Raw genomic sequence first — 18011 nt, 5'->3', positions numbered from 1 at the left:
AGCCGCAATGAAACCCTCTAATTCAGCCGGGCTAGATGCCTGGCTGAGTTATTTAGAGCAGTTGCATCCTAGTGCCATTGATATGGGGCTAGAACGCGTGAAAACTGTTGCTGAGCGTTTAGACCTCACCACAACTTCGGCGCAGGTTTTTACCGTTGCCGGAACCAATGGCAAAGGTTCAACGGTTCGTTATCTTGAAACCATACTTCGCTGTGCGGGCTACAATACCGGTGTATATATCTCACCGCATCTACACCATTACGCCGAACGTGTACGCATTAATGCCCTTCAGCTAGCTGAGCAGGAACACGTGGCGGCATTTGCTGCCATTGAAGAGGTTCGCGGCGATATCTCATTAACTTATTTTGAATTTGGCACGCTTGCTGCGCTGTGGCTGATGAAACAGCGTGATTTAGATGCCTGGATTCTAGAGGTTGGTCTAGGTGGACGCCTTGACGCCGTAAATATTATTAATGCAGATGTGGCGCTGTTGACCAGTGTCGGTATTGACCATATTGGTTTTTTGGGTGACGACCGTACCGGCATTGCGCGTGAAAAGGCGGGTATTTTCCGGCCGCATCGCCCGGCGATTGTGGGGGAACCTGATTTTCCAAATGCAGTTGCTACTGCGGCGCTGGAACAAGATGTTCAATTACATCGGGTTGGTCAGGATTTTCATTATCGTGTGACCGGTGCCGATACTTGGCAGTTTCGTGATAGTCATAATTTTCTGCAAGACTTACCGTTACCGCAGTTGCCATTGCCTAATGCTGCAACCGCCATCGCGGCGTTAGCGGCAAGCAAATTACCCGTTTCCGACCAAGCGATTCGAGATGGGTTAGCTCATGCAAGAGAGCCTGGGCGTCTACAATTTGTTTCCGGTGATAAGCAACATCGTGTCGATACGTTGCTTGATGTTGCTCATAATCCGCATGCAGCAAACTATCTGGTGCAAGCCTTGGCGCATCGCTATCCACAACGCGAGATTTTTGCGGTTGTTGGGATGTTGCATGATAAGGACATTGCAGGAACACTCGCTGCTTTGCAGCCAGCGGTATCACGTTGGTATTTTGCGAGCTTGGCCGAACCACGTGGCGCAAGCGCTGCGCAATTGCTTGAAAACGCCCCATCGGAAGCGAATTATACCGAATGTTTTGAGAGTGTGACCGTCGCATACCAGAAGGCTCAGGAAGATGCGCTAGCGATGTCCTTAGCCATGCAATCAACACAACCTCTGGTATTGGTCTGCGGCTCGTTTTACACTGTAGGAAAAATTCCAACAACGGAGTAGTTCATGGCCTCGCAGTTGCAAAATAGAATTGTCGGCAGCGTTATTCTTATTGCCCTCGCAGTAATTATTTTACCGGAGTTATTTGACGGTAAGCCGCAACAACAACGCGAGTCGTTTGAAACGATTCCACTACAGCCGGATGTCGAAGTAGCCGAAGTGCCTGCACAAAAGGTACCTGAACAAGAAAAGCTACCCGCGTCATTGGAACAAGTCGAAACACTTGAGCTTGATGCTGATGATGCCCCGCCAATTAAAACCGCACAACAACGCACGCCAGAGGCGCCAAGCAACGCCGAGCTACAACAACCAGGTTGGATTATTCAACTCGGTGTATTCCGCAATCAAGCATCAGTTGATCGCTTAGTGAAAGAGCTACGTGCGGCCGGCTATCCTGCTTACCGCGAGGTGGTTCAAACCGCTGATGGCCCCCGCAATAAACTATTAGTTGGGCCAGGCTTGGTGAAAGAAGAGCTTGAAGCTGATTTACCAAAGTTACGGGAATTAACCGATCTCCGTGGTCGAGTTTTTCGCTACGAACCTTAATAAATTTGCGCAAAATGTCCGCCTTTCTGATACAATTCGCGCGAAATTTTAATCCGCTAGGGAATGCTAACAATGGTCTGGATTGATATCGCGATTTTAGTGGTAATAGGTCTTTCGACGTTAATCAGCTTAACCCGAGGCTTCGTGAAAGAAGCACTGTCATTAGCCATTTGGGTGGCTGCCTTTTTTATCGCAAAGTTTTTCTATCTCGACCTCGCGACGTTGTTTACTGGCATTCAAGATACGATGCTGCGTAACGCCGCAGCCGTCGCAGCGCTGTTTATAGCGACCTTGATTGTTGGCTCACTAGTGAATTATTTAATTGGCCGCCTAGTTGAGAGCACCGGTTTAACCGGTACCGACCGGCTGTTAGGTGCGCTGTTTGGAGCATTACGTGGCGTATTAATAGTCGCCGCATTGCTATTTTTCATGGATTCATTCACGGGCTTATCTGATGAACCATGGTGGCAAGCTTCAAATCTGATTCCACATTTCGGTGTGGTCATTCAGTGGTTTTTTGAATACTTGGAAAATACTTCAAGTTTCTTACCCCAAAATGTTTAATGAGGTTGTCGTTGCATGTGTGGCATTGTTGGAATTGTAGGTAAAGACCCAGTCAATCAAGCGTTGTATGACGGTTTAACGATGCTACAGCATCGTGGCCAAGATGCCGCCGGTATCATGACCGTTGATAACGGAACACTGCGTTTACGTAAGGCCAATGGTTTAGTGCGCGACGTGTTTCACACGCGCCATATGCACCGACTACAAGGCCGTATTGGGATTGGTCATGTTCGTTACCCAACGGCAGGCAGTTCAAGCTCTGCTGAAGCGCAGCCATTTTATGTGAATTCACCGTTTGGTATTGCGATGGCTCACAATGGTAACTTGACCAATGCACACGAGTTGCAAGAGCAACTGTTTGCCAAAGCGCGTCGCCACATTAACACTACCTCAGATTCAGAAATTCTGCTGAACGTGTTCGCCCACGAACTTTATCAGCAGGAGAGTTTGCACCTCACACCAGAAGATGTATTTGCAACTGTTGCGCGAGTGCACCGTCAAATTCGCGGTGCCTATGCCGTGGTTGCCATGATTATTGGTCATGGTATCGTGGCATTCCGCGATCCTTGGGGTATCCGCCCGTTAGTATTGGGTATGCGTGAAACGGCTAATGGTAACGAATATATTGTTGCGTCTGAGAGCGTTGCCGTTGATGGTACTGGATTTAAATACGTTCGCGATGTAGAGCCAGGCGAAGCGATTTATATCAGCGAAGATGGCGAATTGTTCTCGCGTCAGTGCGCAGACAACCCGCAGCATTGCCCATGTATTTTTGAATATGTATATTTTGCGCGTCCAGATTCATTCATTGATAAGGTGTCCGTGTATGCATCGCGCGTGAATATGGGCCGTAAACTCGGCGAAAAAGTGAAACGCGACTACGCCGATTTAGATATCGATGTGGTGATTCCAATTCCAGAAACGAGCTGTGATATCGCTTTGGAAATGGCGAATGTGTTGGATTTACCGTATCGCCAAGGTTTCGTAAAAAATCGCTATATTGGCCGCACATTTATTATGCCGGGACAAACCCAGCGACGTAAGTCAGTGCGCCGTAAGCTGAATGCGATTAGTGCTGAATTCCGTGGCAAAAATGTCTTGTTAGTCGACGACTCGATTGTACGTGGTACGACTTCTGAGCAAATCATTGAGATGGCTCGTGAAGCTGGTGCTAAGAAAGTTTATTTCGCCTCGGCCGCACCAGAGATTCGTTTCCCGAACGTTTACGGGATTGATATGCCAAGTGCGAACGAGTTAATTGGTCATGGTCGTGAAGCATCAGAAATCAACGATTTGATTAAAGCGGATGGTTTGATTTACCAAGAACTCGACGATTTGATTGCGGCAGTTCAGCAAGAAAATAAAGAGATCACGCGCTTTGAGACATCGGTATTTAACGGTGAGTATATCACTGGCGATATCAACCAAAGCTATTTGGATCGTCTTGATGCTGCGCGTAATGATGTTGCTCGCCATGGTAGCGATCAAAGCGAAGATGCCAATTTAGAGCTTCACAACGAAGACGAATAAGACAAGTCAGTCAGTCATAAAAAAACGGACGCCAAGGCGTCCGTTTTTCGTTAGATAGCGATTAAAGCTGGAACGGATAGACTGAACCCAGTTTCAAAATCTGAGTCAGCTCATCAAGTGCAGTGCGTGATTCCATCAACAGCTGCGGATCACGTAAATCAGCGACACTGAGTTCATCACGATAGTGCTTATCAACCCACTGATTTAAACGAGCGAATAATTCGTCGTTCATAATAACCGCAGGATTAACCGCCGCTAATTCCGTGTCGTTTAACGCCACACGCAAACGTAAACATGCAGGGCCACCGCCGTTACGCATGCTTTGTTTGACATCAAAGTAGTGCACTTGGCGAATTGGTGTGTTACGTGTCACGAGCTCTGCTAAGTAGGCCGCAACGCGCGGATTTTCCTGGCACTCAGTTGGCGCAATAATCGCCATAGTGCCATCTTGCATGGTCAGCAGTTGGGTGTTGAATAAGTAGGTTTGTACGGCATCTTCAACTGAAACTTCAGACGTCTTAACTTCGACGAAGTGAACTGGTTCTTCGCCAAATTTACGTTGAATTTCGGCGAATTTCGCTTCGGTATCTAAAAACGCTTGTTCATGATAGAACATCACGTTTTGGTTACCCACAGCAATGACGTCGTTGTGAAAAACACCTTGATCAATCACCTCAGGGTTTTGCTGGATGTACACGGTATTGTCATCGCTTAAACCGTGTAATCGCGCAATGGCTTGCGACGCTTCAAAGGTTTGCCGTGCTGGGAATTTACGTGGCGCTGGCTTGCTACTGTCAAACGCATAGCGGCCAAAGGTAAACACTTCGACGCCAGCATGACCATAGTTACTACAAAGGCGCGTGTGGTTAGCGGCTCCCTCGTCACCAAAATGCTCGTTGTCTGGCAAATGCGTGTGGTGTGCAAAGTAGCGACTATTATTAAACATCGCTTGAAGAATGCGACCGCTAGTTGTCGGTTCTAATGAACGATGAAACTTGTTGGTTAAGTTTGCCGGCGTGAAATGAACTTTACCGTCGGCCGTATCGGCGCCTGGTGATACCGTTGCGGCATTTGCTGTCCACATGCTTGATGCTGAGCAAACAGCTTGAAAAATTTCAGGTGCTTGCTGCGCGGCTTTACTGAGTACGTCGGCGTCTGATCCGCTAAAGCCCAATCGGCGTAAGGTTGCAATATCAGGGCGCTCTTGCGGGGCTAACACACCTTGCACCATGCCCATATCATGCAACGCCTTCATTTTCGCAAGGCCTTGCTTCGCCGCAGATTTTGGGCTAGAGGTAGATTTAGCATTGCTTAATGAAGCAACGTTTCCGAACGACAGCCCGGCATAATTGTGGGTTGGGCCAACAAGGCCATCGAAATTAACTTCATAGTGGTGCATGCTCAAACAAACCTCCATTGCAGTTGCAAGCGTTGAATTGTTGGCTATTATACCCGCAAGTTGGTCTTGGCGTAAGGGCTGAACGCCTTGATTTTATTGGTCTGATGCACGTGTACGTGAATTCGTGCATAGATATAAAGCAAAAACGTATTTTTATGATTTTTGTTCAGGGTGGTTGTGTAGCGGCCGCAGAACAGATATATCTAAAAAAAGAATCCTACAAGCTTACGGATAAAAGAGAGTCGCATGGCAAAAGCGTTAGTTATTGTCGAGTCGCCCGCAAAAGCGAAGACAATTAATAAATATTTAGGGAATGATTTTGTGGTGAAGTCGAGCGTGGGTCACGTGCGCGACTTACCGACAAAATCAACCGCGACCGTCAAAACCAAGCCGCCGGCGGAAGTCCGCAAAATGTCGCCGGAGCAAAAAGAAGCCTACCGCCAAGAGCGCGAATTTCAGAAACTCGTTGCCCGTATGGGGATCGACCCGCAGCATGGCTGGGAAGCGCATTATGAAGTACTACCCGGTAAAGAAAAGGTTGTGGCTGAACTGAAGAAACTCGCAGCGAAAGCAGACGCTGTTTATCTCGCGACGGATTTGGATCGCGAAGGGGAGGCCATAGCGTGGCACCTGCGTGAGCTGATTGGCGGCGATGACAGTCGATTCCAGCGGGTGGTGTTTAACGAAATCACCAAGAAAGCCATTCAAGATGCGTTTTCGAAACCGGCAGCTTTGAATATTGATCGGGTTAATGCGCAGCAAACGCGTCGCTTCCTTGACCGTGTGGTCGGTTTCATGGTGTCGCCGTTGTTGTGGAAGAAAATAGCACGTGGCTTGTCAGCTGGCCGGGTGCAATCGGTTGCAGTGCGATTAGTGGTTGAGCGTGAGCGCGAGATTAAAGCATTTGTGCCTGAAGAATATTGGGACATTTACGCCGATTTAGCGACACAAAATAAAGATGAATTGCGTATGCAGGTGCAAAAGCACCTCGGCAAGACCTTTAAAGCGAACGATAAGGCCGCTGCCGACGCCGCTGTGGCTGCATTGAAGGGTGCCCAATACAAAGTCATTGATCGCGAAGATAAACCGACTAGCAGCCGTCCCTCGGCGCCATTCATTACGTCAACCTTGCAGCAAGCCGCGAGCACGCGGTTGGGCTTCGGGGTGAAAAAGACGATGATGTTGGCACAGCGCTTGTACGAAGCCGGTCATATTACCTACATGCGTACCGACTCAACGAACTTGAGCCAAGAGGCTGTCGCGAACTGTCGTGACTACATTGGCAAGAACTATGGCGCAGATTATTTGCCAGCGAAACCGAATGTTTACGGCTCGAAGCAAAACGCCCAAGAAGCGCACGAAGCGATTCGTCCTTCTAGTGTCGGCGTGAAGTCTGAAAGCTTGCGTGATATGGAACGCGATGCGCAGCGTTTATACGAATTAATTTGGCGTCAATTTGTGGCGTGTCAAATGACGCCTGCACAATACGATGCCACCACCATTTCAGTGCAAGCCGCAGATTACGAACTCCGTGCACGTGGTCGAGTATTGCGCTTCCCGGGCTGGACCAAAGTACAACCACCGGCTGGCTCGAAGAATAGCGAAGATGCAACGTTGCCAGACGTGAAAACCGGTGAAATATTAGCGTTGCAGCAACTTGACCCGCAACAGCACTTCACTAAACCGCCAGCGCGTTTCAGTGAAGCATCGTTGGTTAAAGAGCTTGAAAAGCGAGGCATTGGCCGTCCTTCAACCTACGCTTCGATTATTTCAACCATTCAAGACCGTGGCTATGTGCGCGTTGACAGTCGCCGCTTTTACGCCGAGAAAATGGGTGAAATCGTTAATGATCGCTTGGTCGATAACTTCCCGCGTTTGTTGAACTACAGCTTCACTGCTGAAATGGAGCAGGCGCTGGATGAAATCGCTGAAGGTAAACGGAACTGGAAAGCAACGCTAGACAAGTTCTACGAAGATTTCAGTGCGAAATTGCAACAAGCAGAGATGACCCCTGAAGAAGGCGGCATGCGTCCGAACCAAATGGTGCTGACCGACATTAAATGTCCGAAGTGCGGTCGCCCGATGGGTATTCGCACCGCGTCAACGGGTGTGTTCTTGGGTTGTTCAGGTTACGAATTGCCGCCAAAAGAGCGCTGCACACAAACCATGAACCTGTTGCCAGGTGAAGAAGCTGTGCGCGTTAAAGATGACGACGATGAAGCGGAAACGATGGCATTGCGGGCGAAAAAGCGTTGCCCGAAATGTGGTACCGCCATGGACAGTTATTTGATTGACCAAGAGCGCAAGCTCCACGTGTGCGGTAACAACCCAGCATGTGACGGCTTTGTGGTTGAACAGGGCGAGTTCCGCATTAAAGGTTACGATGGTCCGATACTTGAATGTGACCGTTGTGGCAGTGAGATGCAGCTCAAAACTGGCCGTTTTGGTAAGTATTTTGACTGTACCAACAGCGAGTGTAAAAACACCCGTAAGTTGCTGAAAAACGGCCAGCCAGCGCCACCAAAAGAAGATCCTGTGCCGTTCCCTGAACTGCCGTGTGAAGACTCAAACGCCTATTTTGTTTTGCGTGACGGCGCTTCCGGTGTGTTCTTGTCAGCGAATACCTTCCCACGCTCACGCGAAACCCGTGCGGTGAAAGTGAGCGAACTGAAGCGCTTTAAAGATCGCATTCCAAGCAAGTTTCATTATTTAACCGAAGCGCCTGAAAAAGACGATGACGGCAACGAAGCCATTGTACGTTACAGCCGCAAAAACAAAGAACAGTACGTGATTACCGAAGTAAACGGGAAAGCTACAGGCTGGCAAGCGTTCTACCGCGACGGTGAATGGGAAGTTCAAGAAGGTAAAAAACGTAAGTGATAATCGGCGCAGCAATGCGCCATCTCCGCCTTGTTAGCCGCCCATAGCTGGGCTAGATTAAAAGTCTACTGCGAAGGATCGCAGTGTGAGGTTAACAAGGAGGTTTTATGGTTGTTAAACCATGTCGGACGTCAGTCCATCGGTACGTCATCGCAAGCAGCTTAGCGCTGAGCTGCTTGTGGTCGACGTCAGTATTTGCAACGTCATGTCCGGTTTACCAATTTTCTGGTGTTACTGCGCTCACGCAACAGCAAACGCGACGACAAACAGAGCTAGAAACCCGCCAAGCCAACGAGCAACCTGAAAGAATGACCGATAGTCGTGCGAGCCAATTGGTATTGCATGAAGGTTTATTGCAGCCGCAATTAGAACAATTCCTGCGCAAAGAGTTTGCCGTCGAAACGATAGACTGGCGTGTATCTCCTCATTATCAATGGCCGACCAATTTCACCCTTAAAGCAAGCAATGCCGAGGCATTGTTAGAGCAAATTCTGGCGCCTTATACCTTTGTTGTCACGATGTTCGCTAATCATGCAGCGATTGTCAGTTATCGTTATGAGGTTGCGGAGGCGCTATGAAAGCACACTACGTCGTTGCTTTGCTCTGTTTCGGGCTTAGTAGCTGTTCTAGCTCTCAGCAGTTGGATCTGCAGCAACAGCACGAGCAAGCAAGTCAGCGGTTAGCAATTCTGCAAGAATTAGAGCCCGAGTCGGAGCATGTTCGTTTTAAGCAACAGCTCTATGTTCCGCCGTTGTCGCGAAGTACAGCGCGTTTGCCGGCATGGAGTGCCCAGCCGGTGACACTTTCAGCCCAAGGTTTAGCAGCTGGAACATTAATATCAAAAGCATTAGAACCGCATGGTGTTGTGCCGTATTTCGATAGTGAAACGTTAGCGCAACAACCGGTGCATATGCAGTTTTCCGGTTCGCTTGCTGAGCTATTGCAACGTATGGCGAGTCGCTATCGATGGCATTTGGAGTGGCGGGATGAGCTCCTATTTATTCGCGAATTTGAAGTGGCGGAGTTCGATGTCGCGTTTATTGCCGGCGATACCAGTTACTTTTTAGGGAGCCGAGATCAGCAGCAACAAGGGCAAGGGCAGGGAGCTACATCTGACTTTGCTTCGGCAAATGTCGTTACTCGACAAAGCGAACAATATCTAAATTTTAGTAATGACAAGCTATCCGTTTGGGCTGATTTAGAACAAGCACTAAGTTTGCTGTTATCCGAGGAAGGTCGGTTGACGGTTAATCAGAGCTCGACATCGGTGCTAGTGCGCGACTATCCACATCATGTAGCTCAGGTGAAAAATTATCTACAACAACAAAATGAACGGTTGACGCGTCAAGTCGCCATTGATGTACAAATTTTAGAAGTCACATTCAATGACACGCAGCAGTTTGCGATTGACTGGGATGCGGTTCTTAAAACAGCAGGTGGTGAGGGTGTTTTAGGATTTGCCTCGGCACAACTCAGTGCGCTCAGCGGTGGTCAGGTTTTATGGCAGCAACAACAAGGACAAGCTGCTGGCTCTCAGATATTAATTGACGCATTGCAGCAACAAGGGCTCGTTCAGATCAGTAACCACCCTCGTATTGTCAGTTTAAATAATCAGATAGCGCGAATTGTTCTTGAAGATAATGCAACTTATCTTGCCGCAGCAGGCTCGGCTGCAACGGCCAACGTGGGACGCGCTGATGTGTTGCAACCAGGTGTCGTTACCACCGGTTTTGAATTGTATTTATTGCCAAATATTCGTGCCAACGAAGTGATTCTGCAGTTATCAACTGAGCTCTCTGATCTGGAGCGAATTGATGAGGTTCGCTCTGGCACTCAGATGATTCAAACACCGCATACCAATCGTAAAAAGTTTTTTATGAAGGCGCTGGTTGCACATGATCAAACGCTGTTAATGAGTGGCCTTAAAAACCAACGTAATGCGGCCTTAAAACAGCAAAGCTGGTGGAGCTTGCTACTTGGTGGGCGCAATGAACAGCAACAACGCCACAGTGAGACATTGGTATTGCTTACACCTCATATCATTAGTCGAGAGGTGCGCTAATGATTGATTGGTGTGTGACAGCTTGGCGACAACAATCATCGCAACGCGATCAAATTCTTACTTGGCTTGCAGAAGCTAGAAGACTTGGATTTGAACAGTATGGCTTGGTGAAGCAAGGCAATCATTATTGGCTCTGTTGCTGTAATTACGCGAAATCTGATCTCGCTATACATGTACGAGACCACGTTAGATTGAGTAAAGCGGTGTTTGTGCAGTTGGAAGGGAATCAACTTATTTGTGTCGCCTGGAACGGCGATACGTTGCTTGGAGCCAGTCAATTTAACGCGGATGCACTGGGTATCAAAAGTCTTACTACAATTGCCAAACATTGGTTTTCAACTGATGGGATGAGTTGCCCTTTGGTATTCGGGGGGGCTCATTCACGACAAATTTTAGAAACAGTAATTAGCGCCGACATCATCGTCAAAGATATGCCTGAAATTGACTTTAGTTCATGTTCACGGCGTGCCAGATTACGTTCGATTCGCCGGTCACCTATTTGGTTGAGGCGTCGTGTGATTATTATCGCGATGATTTTTGCGCTAATCAGTGCGGTCATTACGAGTTGGGTATATTGGCCAGCACAAGTAAAGGTCGCGACAGCGCCAAAGCCGACAATAGTTAAACCGGTAGAACATCTTAGACCGCACTGGTCGCCGAGCCACTTGCGCCACCTAAACGATTTGCTTGCCAGTGTGAGTTATTTAGCCGGCTGGCAGGTTCAACGTTGGCAACTTTCTGAATTCGGCGAGGAACTATGGCTTCAGTCTACTTATGGTTCACAGCAAGATTTATTTGCCCAACTTCCAAATGCTGCAGATTGGCGTTTGCGCAGAAGTGGTAACGCGGTTTATGTGGAACGCGAATTACCAACGGTGCAGAACCAAGCGCTGAGTCGAAATGCTGTTGCAGTAAATTTAGAGCAATTTGATTTTGTGATAACTCGTAGCGAATCTGGACTGAAAATAGAACATGCTGCGTTTGATCCCACTGATGCAAACCAATGGGACGCATTGTTGAACTGGTTAATTCAACATGCTGATTCGACTCAATTAGTCTCAGCCGAGGCTGAGGCGAGCGGTTATTTTTGGTCACTATCACTACAACTTGAGCAGATTTCGCAAGGAGCGCGATTATGATTTGGACACTTTCTGTTCTATTAGCTACGACTGCTACATTCGATAGCAACGACACTATCCAAAAGCTAAGAACGAGTGAGCTTAAGGAACGACTCGCTCAAACTGAAGCAAAACGGTTGCAACTTGAACTGCAAATCGCCAAAGCAAAACATGCCATCGATGAATTGAATCCCGCACCTGAGGAAAAATCAGAGATTGCCGATGAGTTAGCTCGTTATCAGTTAGTGGGAATCGTTGCGATTGCAGACAAAACTCATGTGGTTTTGCGCAAAGGCGATGAATTGATTCGTTTGCTGAATGGCGTGCAAGGTGCGATGAGTCTTATCGCGGAAGTACAACCAGGCAAGGTACGAATTTCTCGGTTTGGGCATTTTCGCGATTTACCACTGACAGAACGGTGGTAGATATGTATCAATTGAACGATGAAACGCTCACTGGTTTATCAGCGAGTCAAACGAGTCTCTCGCTGTGCTCCGCCGTCAGCGATCAGTACATGCAAGATGATGTCGCGGTATTGATAAGTGTTGAGGGTGCTCTTATCGCGAGCTTGCCGGCATGGCAACATCACTTTATGACCTTGATGAATATTGTGACGCAAGCGAATCTTAACGGTGAAGTCGTTACACAATGGTGTCTTGCTAATGCTCGTTCGATTCGCAATTTATTGCATGATGCCACCGCCCATGAACTGCAGTCGGCACATGTTGAAACCGTTGAGCTGGATCACACCCGCGCACAGCAATCATTGGAAGATCTAGTGCAGCAGGCCTTGGTTTTACAGGCATCGGATATTCACCTTCTTTTTTCTCCAACACATGCGGCGCTATCGTTTCGTGTACATGGTCGTTTGGTTGGCAAGGTTGAGCGTAACCGAGAGTCGATGGCGGGGGCTATTGCCGCCGCGTTGAATACGCGCTCTGAGGATTTTCATGAGCTATTTGATGAGCAACGCTTATCGAGTGCCAGTATTTCCTTGTCGGTATTAGACAACGATAGCTTTCAACGTATTCGCTTGCGTGTACAGAAGTCACCCACTCGCAATGGCTTTGCGGTAACTATGCGCTTGCAGCGAGAGCAGAGCAAAATATTGCGCTTACACGAACTTGGCTTAAGTGCGGATGTTGTTAATCGACTCCAAGCCATTTTGAGAGAACCATCCGGACTATTGATTATTGCTGGGCCAACAGGACAGGGGAAAACGACTACTTTGGCAGCTTTAAACGCCGAAATACCGACAACTGCAAAGGTCATTTCGTTAGAGGACCCAATTGAAATCATTCAGCCTCAGATTGAGCAAAAACCCGTTATTGCGGAACATCATGAGCTGAACTTTGCGAATATGGTAAAAGTCGCCTTGCGTGAAGATCCCGATGTGATTTCAATAAGCGAAATTCGTGATGAGGCAACAGCCAAAGCTGCTTTCACCGCAGCGTTAACTGGGCATTTGGTAACTGCAACGGTGCATGCTCACGATACATTTGGTGTGTTAAGTCGATTACTCGATCTCGGGCTATCACCAGAATCATTAGCGCAGTTTGGCGTTGTGCGTGGAATTTTGGCGCAACGATTAGTTGCGAATATTTGTATCGATTGCGAAGGCACCGATCGTGGCTGCCCGCGTTGCCATGGGGTAGGAGTTATCGGGCGTCGCATTGTCAGTGAGTATTTACCCATTGACAATAATGTTCGACAAGCATTACTAGCAAAGCAGTTTGAAAATTGTCGCAGCGAACTCATAGCGCAGGGCTGGCAGACACTTGATGAGCAATTATTAGGTGCTCAAGAATGCATTTGAGTAGACAACGTCAATTAGCATTTCTTGAAGATTTCGCCCTCGCCTTAGGTGATGGGTTAAGTCCATTACAGTGTTGCCAAGACCTTTTAGTGAATGCACGTAAACTTAGATTACGCCAAGAAGAATTGATTGCTGCTCACTTAATCCGGCAGCTTAGTCACGGCCGAGCACTCGGAACATCCCTACAAGAATGGTTTGCTCATGATCTCGTTATGTTGGTTGCGGTTGGTGAAAATAGTGGGGTATTAGAGCAACTATTACAGCAACATCGACTTTTTGAAGTGGAGCGACAGGCAGCTTGGCGCGAGTTTTGGAAACCTCTGCTGTATCCAATTGCGATGATGATTTTAGCATTTGGCGCTAGTTTATTTATCGGGCGCGGGGTCATGCCAAAACTAGCTAAATCGCTACCTAAATCTGATTGGCCGGAATTGAGCCAGTGGCTGTTGGTTTTGACGCATAGTCTTTGGCTACCAATTTTGGTGAGTGGCGTGATCATCATATTTATTCTTGTTTGGGGACCGCCAGGGGTTATTCGTTTCAAATGGCCTTGGTGTCGTTGGCTAGCAGGTTGCGGCGCGTTCATGATTCAGCGTTACTTCCATGCGGTCTTACTTCTGCAGACGCTAACCGTTCTCCTCCAATCAGGAAGTAATCTTGATAAATCGTTGGCCGCTATGCAACGTTACGGTAGTCAAGAGCTCAACTATTATTTTAGTTTTATGCGCCAGCAGCTTGCCGAAGGAGAGAGAAAATTAGAGCGAATTTTTGCAAGTGGATTACTCTCGCCGCGTATGCTCTTTCGCTTGGGTAATGGTAGCCGTAATGCGACGGAGCACGGCACTCTATTGCGTGTTGCAGGTTATGCTTCTCGTGATGCTTTGCAGGCCTTAAGGCGGTTGCGAAGTGCTTTACAAGCTTTTTGTTACAGCCTTATTTTTGCTTTGTTGATTATTGTGCTTGGAGGTATGGGCAGCATGTTAATGGCAATAACACAACAAAGTATCGTTTGACCTATAACTTTTAAATTTTTTCACAAAACAACGGAGTGTTAATTATGCAATCTCAAAAAGGATTTACTTTTATCGAAGTGCTGACGGTACTTTCAATTATTGCGCTTGCCACCATTGGTTCATTGGCCTTACGAGACTGGGCGGTGGGCAACTCGCGCATTAGCGAGGCCAAAAGTCAGATTATTACTATTCAATCTGGCGCCCAGCTTTGGCGCCCTCGAACCGGTGACTTAACCGGTATTAGCATGAGTGCAATGTCTAGTATTGCGGCTGTACCTGAAATTTGGGGAGCAGGGAGCAGCATTAACCCCTGGGGCGGTGATATCGCAATTGCTGTTGATGGCACCGATACGTCGGTTTATGTCATTACTGTAAGCGGTATTGAGCAAGCTGCAGAGGGCGCTCGTTTAGCTTATGACTTTACTGATTATGCGATTTCTAGCACCTTCTCCGGTGATACATTAACACTGCGTTTTCAAGGATAGATGACTGTGAAGTGGGTCAAGTCGCGCGGATTTATGCTGCTGGAATCGACCTTTGGCATAGCTATTCTGGCGGTGTTTATAGCGAGTATGGGGGTGATGCTTCCCAGTTTAAACACCGCAATTAAGTCGTATGACAACGGTGCATGGATTAATCATCGTTTGATAAAACAAAGATTAGACACGCAACTTTCTCAGTATCACAAGTTTGCAGATGCAATGTAGATACTGCATGGAGGCATTATGAGACAACAAGGATTTGTCATGCTCGAGGTAATTACGGCGGTGGTGATTGTTAGCTCTTTATTATTAATGATTAATCAAGCATGGTTGTTCAAATCATCGCAGCAACAGCGGCAGGGATGGCTTGTAGACGCCGAGCAAGTCAACCTTGCGGCTAGTGATTTTTGGGCCGAAAACGGTGCGCCCCCGGGTACCATTCGTGATCTCTTTACTGAACAAGAGCTCGCTATATTGCGTTTCCCATGGCATCAAGAATGGCAGTTTACGCTTGGAGAAAATTGGCTTGAATTAAGTGTTAGCGCCCCCTCATTAGATCAGGCGCAATGGTTCGTGCGACAGATTGCGGGAGCATTCGTTCGTGGCAACGAGGTTGTTATGCCGGTGTGGCAGCCGCGTCCGAGTAATGCCACCAATGAAGATTATTTGCATCGATTAGAACAAACTGATGCCCCTCATCTTAATACAATGGCAACCGACTTAGATATGGGCCAATTCGATATTATTGACATCAATAATTTAGATACCCAACGGCTAACCGTCGAGACTATCAGAGCTGATGAATTAGAGGCAACGTCAGTGAAAACGACAGAACTAATTGTCACAACAGTCTATGCTCAGGACGTTATTACACCCACAACAAGTTTACAGGAAGTATCAGATCGACTTGCTGAATATATTCAACTGTGGAAGCAATGTGAACTTCAAGGAAAATGCAGTTAGAAAAAGTCGGTATCATGCGTATCAATGTGGCGCTGTCTCTGTAGAAGCTTTGATTATTTTGCCATTAATAACTTGGCTGATTATCGCAAGTCTGCAACTTGTTTGGATTTTCTGGGCGCAACATACATTGCATCAAACAAGCCACTACGTGCTACGTGCGGGACAAATACAACACGGTAGTAAAAGCAAAATGTTGAATGTGTTGGCAACCGGTATGGCGAGCACTAAATTGCAATGGCATGATAAAGACTCAACTACTGAGCTAGAAAGTTTAAGAGAACACGTATGGAAAGCGACATTAGAGACTTTAATCCATGCAAAACTCGCCGCTAAAATTATTGTTCACAGCCCTGATGATGCTGCGTTTAAAAATTATTCTGAGCGGCGCTTTGATCTGAGATTAGACAACTGGGTGACTGAAGTTTCAATTGATCATGCTATTGAGCGAGCTAAAAACAGCGACGATCCAGCAGCTTGGCTTGACGCACGTCAGCTTGATATTGAAATTTGGTGGTGTTTGCCACTTGAGATACCTTTTGTTGCAAGTGCATTACAAAACTGGCATCAGTTGATGAATAGCGAAGCGCAGCGTTTTTGCCGATTGCGTGAGACGATTATTGGCAAACCGCTCTGGCCCCTGATAACGCGGCGTAAAGGACCGATGCTATCAGGGTTTAGAACAACAGAGTAGAGAGCTTATTTTAAAGGCGCGTGCCAAGTATCACACGCCTGCAAGGTATTCTGCATGAGTGTGGCTACGGTCATTGGGCCAACACCGCCTGGTACTGGCGTTATGTACGATGCGCGTTGCTCTGCAGCATCAAATTCAATATCACCAACGAGTTTTCCAGAAGGCAAACGGTTAATACCGACATCAATCACAACGGCGCCATGTTTTACCCACTCGCCAGGAATAAAGTTGGGCTTACCAACAGCAACCACAAGTACATCAGCGCGTTGCACGTGTTCTTTAAGGTCATTGGTGAAGCGGTGACAAACGGTTGTAGTGGCACCGGCAAGCAATAATTCCAAACTCATGGGACGACCGACGATATTGGAAGCACCAACGACCACGGCGTTTTTACCGTGTAAGTCTAAGCCAATGGAATCGAGTAGGGTGATGACGCCGCGCGGCGTACATGGGCGTAATGCGGGATTCCGCTGCGCTAAGCGGCCCATGTTGAACGGGTGGAAACCGTCAACGTCTTTAAATGGATTAATGCGCTCGAGAATCGCTTGAGCGTCCAAGCCTTGAGGTAACGGCAATTGCACCAAAATGCCATCGACTTCGGCATCTTCATTCAACTGGTCAATGAGTGCTTCTAGTTCAGCTTGGCTTGTGCTTGCTGGTAAATCGAAGGCTTTAGAGACAATACCAACTTCTTTACAGGCGTTACGCTTACTGCCAACATATACAGCTGAGGCTGGGTCTTCGCCGACCATGACAACGGCAAGCCCGGGTGCACGAGCTCCGGCGGCAAGGCGTTTGGCAACTCCTTGTTTTACTTCATCACGAACTTGTTGAGCTACTTGTTTACCATCAATACGTTGCGCAGTCATTGCTTTGAGCACCTTATTCGGTTGAATGCTGATATGTCGAGTTCATGGGCTGCTATTTTCGCATGTTTTTTGCTAAGGTTGTAGCGTCTATTCAGGGGGGACTGAAATACAAAATGAATAAATTTCAGTCAGCCTGTTGGTATTTTCAGCAGTCAGACATTTTGGGCAAAAAAATGTTTGACGCGTTACGGCCCAACAGGTAATATTCGCCCCCGTTGTCAGGCCGCGTCCTGCACGGGATTTTAAAGACTTATAAGAAGTATGTCGGCGAGTAGCGCAGCTTGGTAGCGCACTTGTTTTGGGTACAAGGGGTCGCTGGTTCGAATCCAGTCTCGCCGACCATTTCTTAAAAGTGCGAATTGCGCCCGTAGCTCAGCTGGATAGAGCAACGGCCTTCTAAGCCGTCGGTCGCAGGTTCGAATCCTGCCGGGTGCGCCATTAAAGCCCTGGCACAATTTATGAAGTGGTGGCTGTAGCTCAGTTGGTAGAGCCCCGGATTGTGATTCCGGTTGTCGTGGGTTCAAGTCCCATCAGCCACCCCATTTCTCTGCTTTATCAGCAACATTTCAAAATTCTGAAGTCGGCGAGTAGCGCAGCTTGGTAGCGCACTTGTTTTGGGTACAAGGGGTCGCTGGTTCGAATCCAGTCTCGCCGACCATTCTCTTCTCGATATTTCTCACGCTGCGGTTTGTCGCATTGTTCTTTACACTGCATAGATTTTTACCGAGATTTGCGTATAATTTCAGCATCTGTATAAAAAATGCTACAAGCTATAACAACTATAAGAGCT

The 18011-nt window shown here is 47.6% G+C and carries 17 protein-coding genes and 4 tRNA genes; 19 read left to right on the top strand and 2 right to left on the bottom strand.

The genetic code is table 11. The annotated features are described in order from the left end of the window. Nucleotides 1–7 precede the first annotated feature (7 nt). The 4 genes from folC (at nt 8) to purF (ending at nt 3928) form a co-directional block, all read left to right on the top strand. Nucleotides 8–1291 carry a bifunctional tetrahydrofolate synthase/dihydrofolate synthase gene (folC, locus tag BM292_RS04870; protein WP_245751810.1) on the top strand — a complete coding sequence of 428 codons (1284 nt, stop codon included), beginning with the start codon at nt 8–10 and terminating at the stop codon, nt 1289–1291. Between the two features lie 3 nt (nt 1292–1294). Beyond that, the gene (locus tag BM292_RS04865) at nt 1295–1834 is read left to right on the top strand and encodes an SPOR domain-containing protein (protein WP_092855863.1); all 540 of its coding nucleotides are present in this window, start codon (nt 1295–1297) and stop codon (nt 1832–1834) included. 72 nt (nt 1835–1906) lie between these two features. After that, nucleotides 1907–2398, top strand: a complete 492-nt coding sequence (locus BM292_RS04860; RefSeq protein WP_092855856.1) for a CvpA family protein — start codon at nt 1907–1909, stop codon at nt 2396–2398. Nucleotides 2399–2413: 15 nt separating this feature from the next. Next, nucleotides 2414–3928: an amidophosphoribosyltransferase gene (gene purF / locus BM292_RS04855; protein ID WP_092855854.1), complete on the top strand. Its 1515-nt coding sequence runs from the start codon at nt 2414–2416 to the stop codon at nt 3926–3928. A 61-nt stretch (nt 3929–3989) separates the two neighbouring features. On the opposite strand, the gene astB is transcribed toward purF, so the two are convergent. Then, a complete protein-coding gene (gene astB, locus BM292_RS04850) occupies nt 3990–5327 on the bottom strand; it encodes an N-succinylarginine dihydrolase (RefSeq protein ID WP_092855853.1) in 1338 nt (445 codons plus the stop codon). A gap of 246 nt (nt 5328–5573) precedes the next feature. Here astB and topA point away from each other — a divergent pair, with 246 nt between their 5' ends. The 11 genes from topA (at nt 5574) to BM292_RS04795 (ending at nt 16352) form a co-directional block, all read left to right on the top strand. Next, a complete protein-coding gene (gene topA / locus BM292_RS04845; protein ID WP_092855852.1) occupies nt 5574–8207 on the top strand; it encodes a type I DNA topoisomerase in 2634 nt (877 codons plus the stop codon). Between the two features lie 107 nt (nt 8208–8314). Further along, nucleotides 8315–8785 carry a hypothetical protein gene (locus tag BM292_RS04840; RefSeq protein ID WP_092855851.1) on the top strand — a complete coding sequence of 157 codons (471 nt, stop codon included), beginning with the start codon at nt 8315–8317 and terminating at the stop codon, nt 8783–8785. Then, nucleotides 8782–10269, top strand: coding sequence for a secretin GspD/PilQ domain-containing protein (locus BM292_RS04835; protein ID WP_092855850.1), 1488 nt, complete (start codon nt 8782–8784; stop codon nt 10267–10269). The genes BM292_RS04840 and BM292_RS04835 overlap by 4 nt, the downstream gene beginning before the upstream one ends. Continuing rightward, nucleotides 10269–11408, top strand: a complete 1140-nt coding sequence (locus BM292_RS04830) for a hypothetical protein (protein WP_092855849.1) — start codon at nt 10269–10271, stop codon at nt 11406–11408. The genes BM292_RS04835 and BM292_RS04830 overlap by 1 nt, the downstream gene beginning before the upstream one ends. Then, the gene (locus BM292_RS04825) at nt 11405–11812 is read left to right on the top strand and encodes a hypothetical protein (protein WP_092855837.1); all 408 of its coding nucleotides are present in this window, start codon (nt 11405–11407) and stop codon (nt 11810–11812) included. The genes BM292_RS04830 and BM292_RS04825 overlap by 4 nt, the downstream gene beginning before the upstream one ends. Nucleotides 11813–11814: 2 nt before the next feature. Next, nucleotides 11815–13203 (top strand): GspE/PulE family protein, encoded by a 1389-nt coding sequence (locus BM292_RS04820; RefSeq protein WP_092855831.1) that lies wholly within the window; start codon nt 11815–11817, stop codon nt 13201–13203. Continuing rightward, a complete protein-coding gene (locus BM292_RS04815; protein WP_092855829.1) occupies nt 13194–14216 on the top strand; it encodes a type II secretion system F family protein in 1023 nt (340 codons plus the stop codon). The genes BM292_RS04820 and BM292_RS04815 overlap by 10 nt, the downstream gene beginning before the upstream one ends. Before the next feature lie 44 nt (nt 14217–14260). Continuing rightward, the gene (locus tag BM292_RS04810) at nt 14261–14701 is read left to right on the top strand and encodes a type II secretion system protein (RefSeq protein WP_233340186.1); all 441 of its coding nucleotides are present in this window, start codon (nt 14261–14263) and stop codon (nt 14699–14701) included. Between the two features lie 6 nt (nt 14702–14707). Next, nucleotides 14708–14923, top strand: a complete 216-nt coding sequence (locus BM292_RS04805; protein WP_143434070.1) for a hypothetical protein — start codon at nt 14708–14710, stop codon at nt 14921–14923. A gap of 18 nt (nt 14924–14941) precedes the next feature. Then, a complete protein-coding gene (locus BM292_RS04800; RefSeq protein ID WP_143434069.1) occupies nt 14942–15661 on the top strand; it encodes a type II secretion system protein in 720 nt (239 codons plus the stop codon). Next, a complete protein-coding gene (locus BM292_RS04795) occupies nt 15606–16352 on the top strand; it encodes a TadE/TadG family type IV pilus assembly protein (protein ID WP_143434068.1) in 747 nt (248 codons plus the stop codon). Before BM292_RS04800 ends, BM292_RS04795 begins: the two co-directional genes overlap by 56 nt. A gap of 5 nt (nt 16353–16357) precedes the next feature. On the opposite strand, the gene folD is transcribed toward BM292_RS04795, so the two are convergent. Continuing rightward, a complete protein-coding gene (gene folD / locus BM292_RS04790) occupies nt 16358–17221 on the bottom strand; it encodes a bifunctional methylenetetrahydrofolate dehydrogenase/methenyltetrahydrofolate cyclohydrolase FolD (RefSeq protein ID WP_092855821.1) in 864 nt (287 codons plus the stop codon). A 265-nt stretch (nt 17222–17486) separates the two neighbouring features. Between folD and BM292_RS04785 the strand changes: the two genes are divergently transcribed. The 4 genes from BM292_RS04785 (at nt 17487) to BM292_RS04770 (ending at nt 17879) form a co-directional block, all read left to right on the top strand. Further along, a tRNA-Pro gene (locus BM292_RS04785) sits at nt 17487–17563 on the top strand. Between the two features lie 19 nt (nt 17564–17582). Further along, a tRNA-Arg gene (locus tag BM292_RS04780) sits at nt 17583–17659 on the top strand. 28 nt (nt 17660–17687) lie between these two features. Continuing rightward, nucleotides 17688–17763, top strand: a tRNA-His gene (locus BM292_RS04775). 39 nt (nt 17764–17802) lie between these two features. After that, nucleotides 17803–17879, top strand: a tRNA-Pro gene (locus tag BM292_RS04770). Nucleotides 17880–18011: the final 132 nt, after the last annotated feature.

This window comes from Pseudidiomarina tainanensis (genome assembly GCF_900115255.1).
Taxonomy (GTDB): domain Bacteria; phylum Pseudomonadota; class Gammaproteobacteria; order Enterobacterales; family Alteromonadaceae; genus Pseudidiomarina; species Pseudidiomarina tainanensis.
Note: the sequence above shows the minus strand (reverse complement) of the source record. Positions and strands in the feature narration are given on the sequence as shown.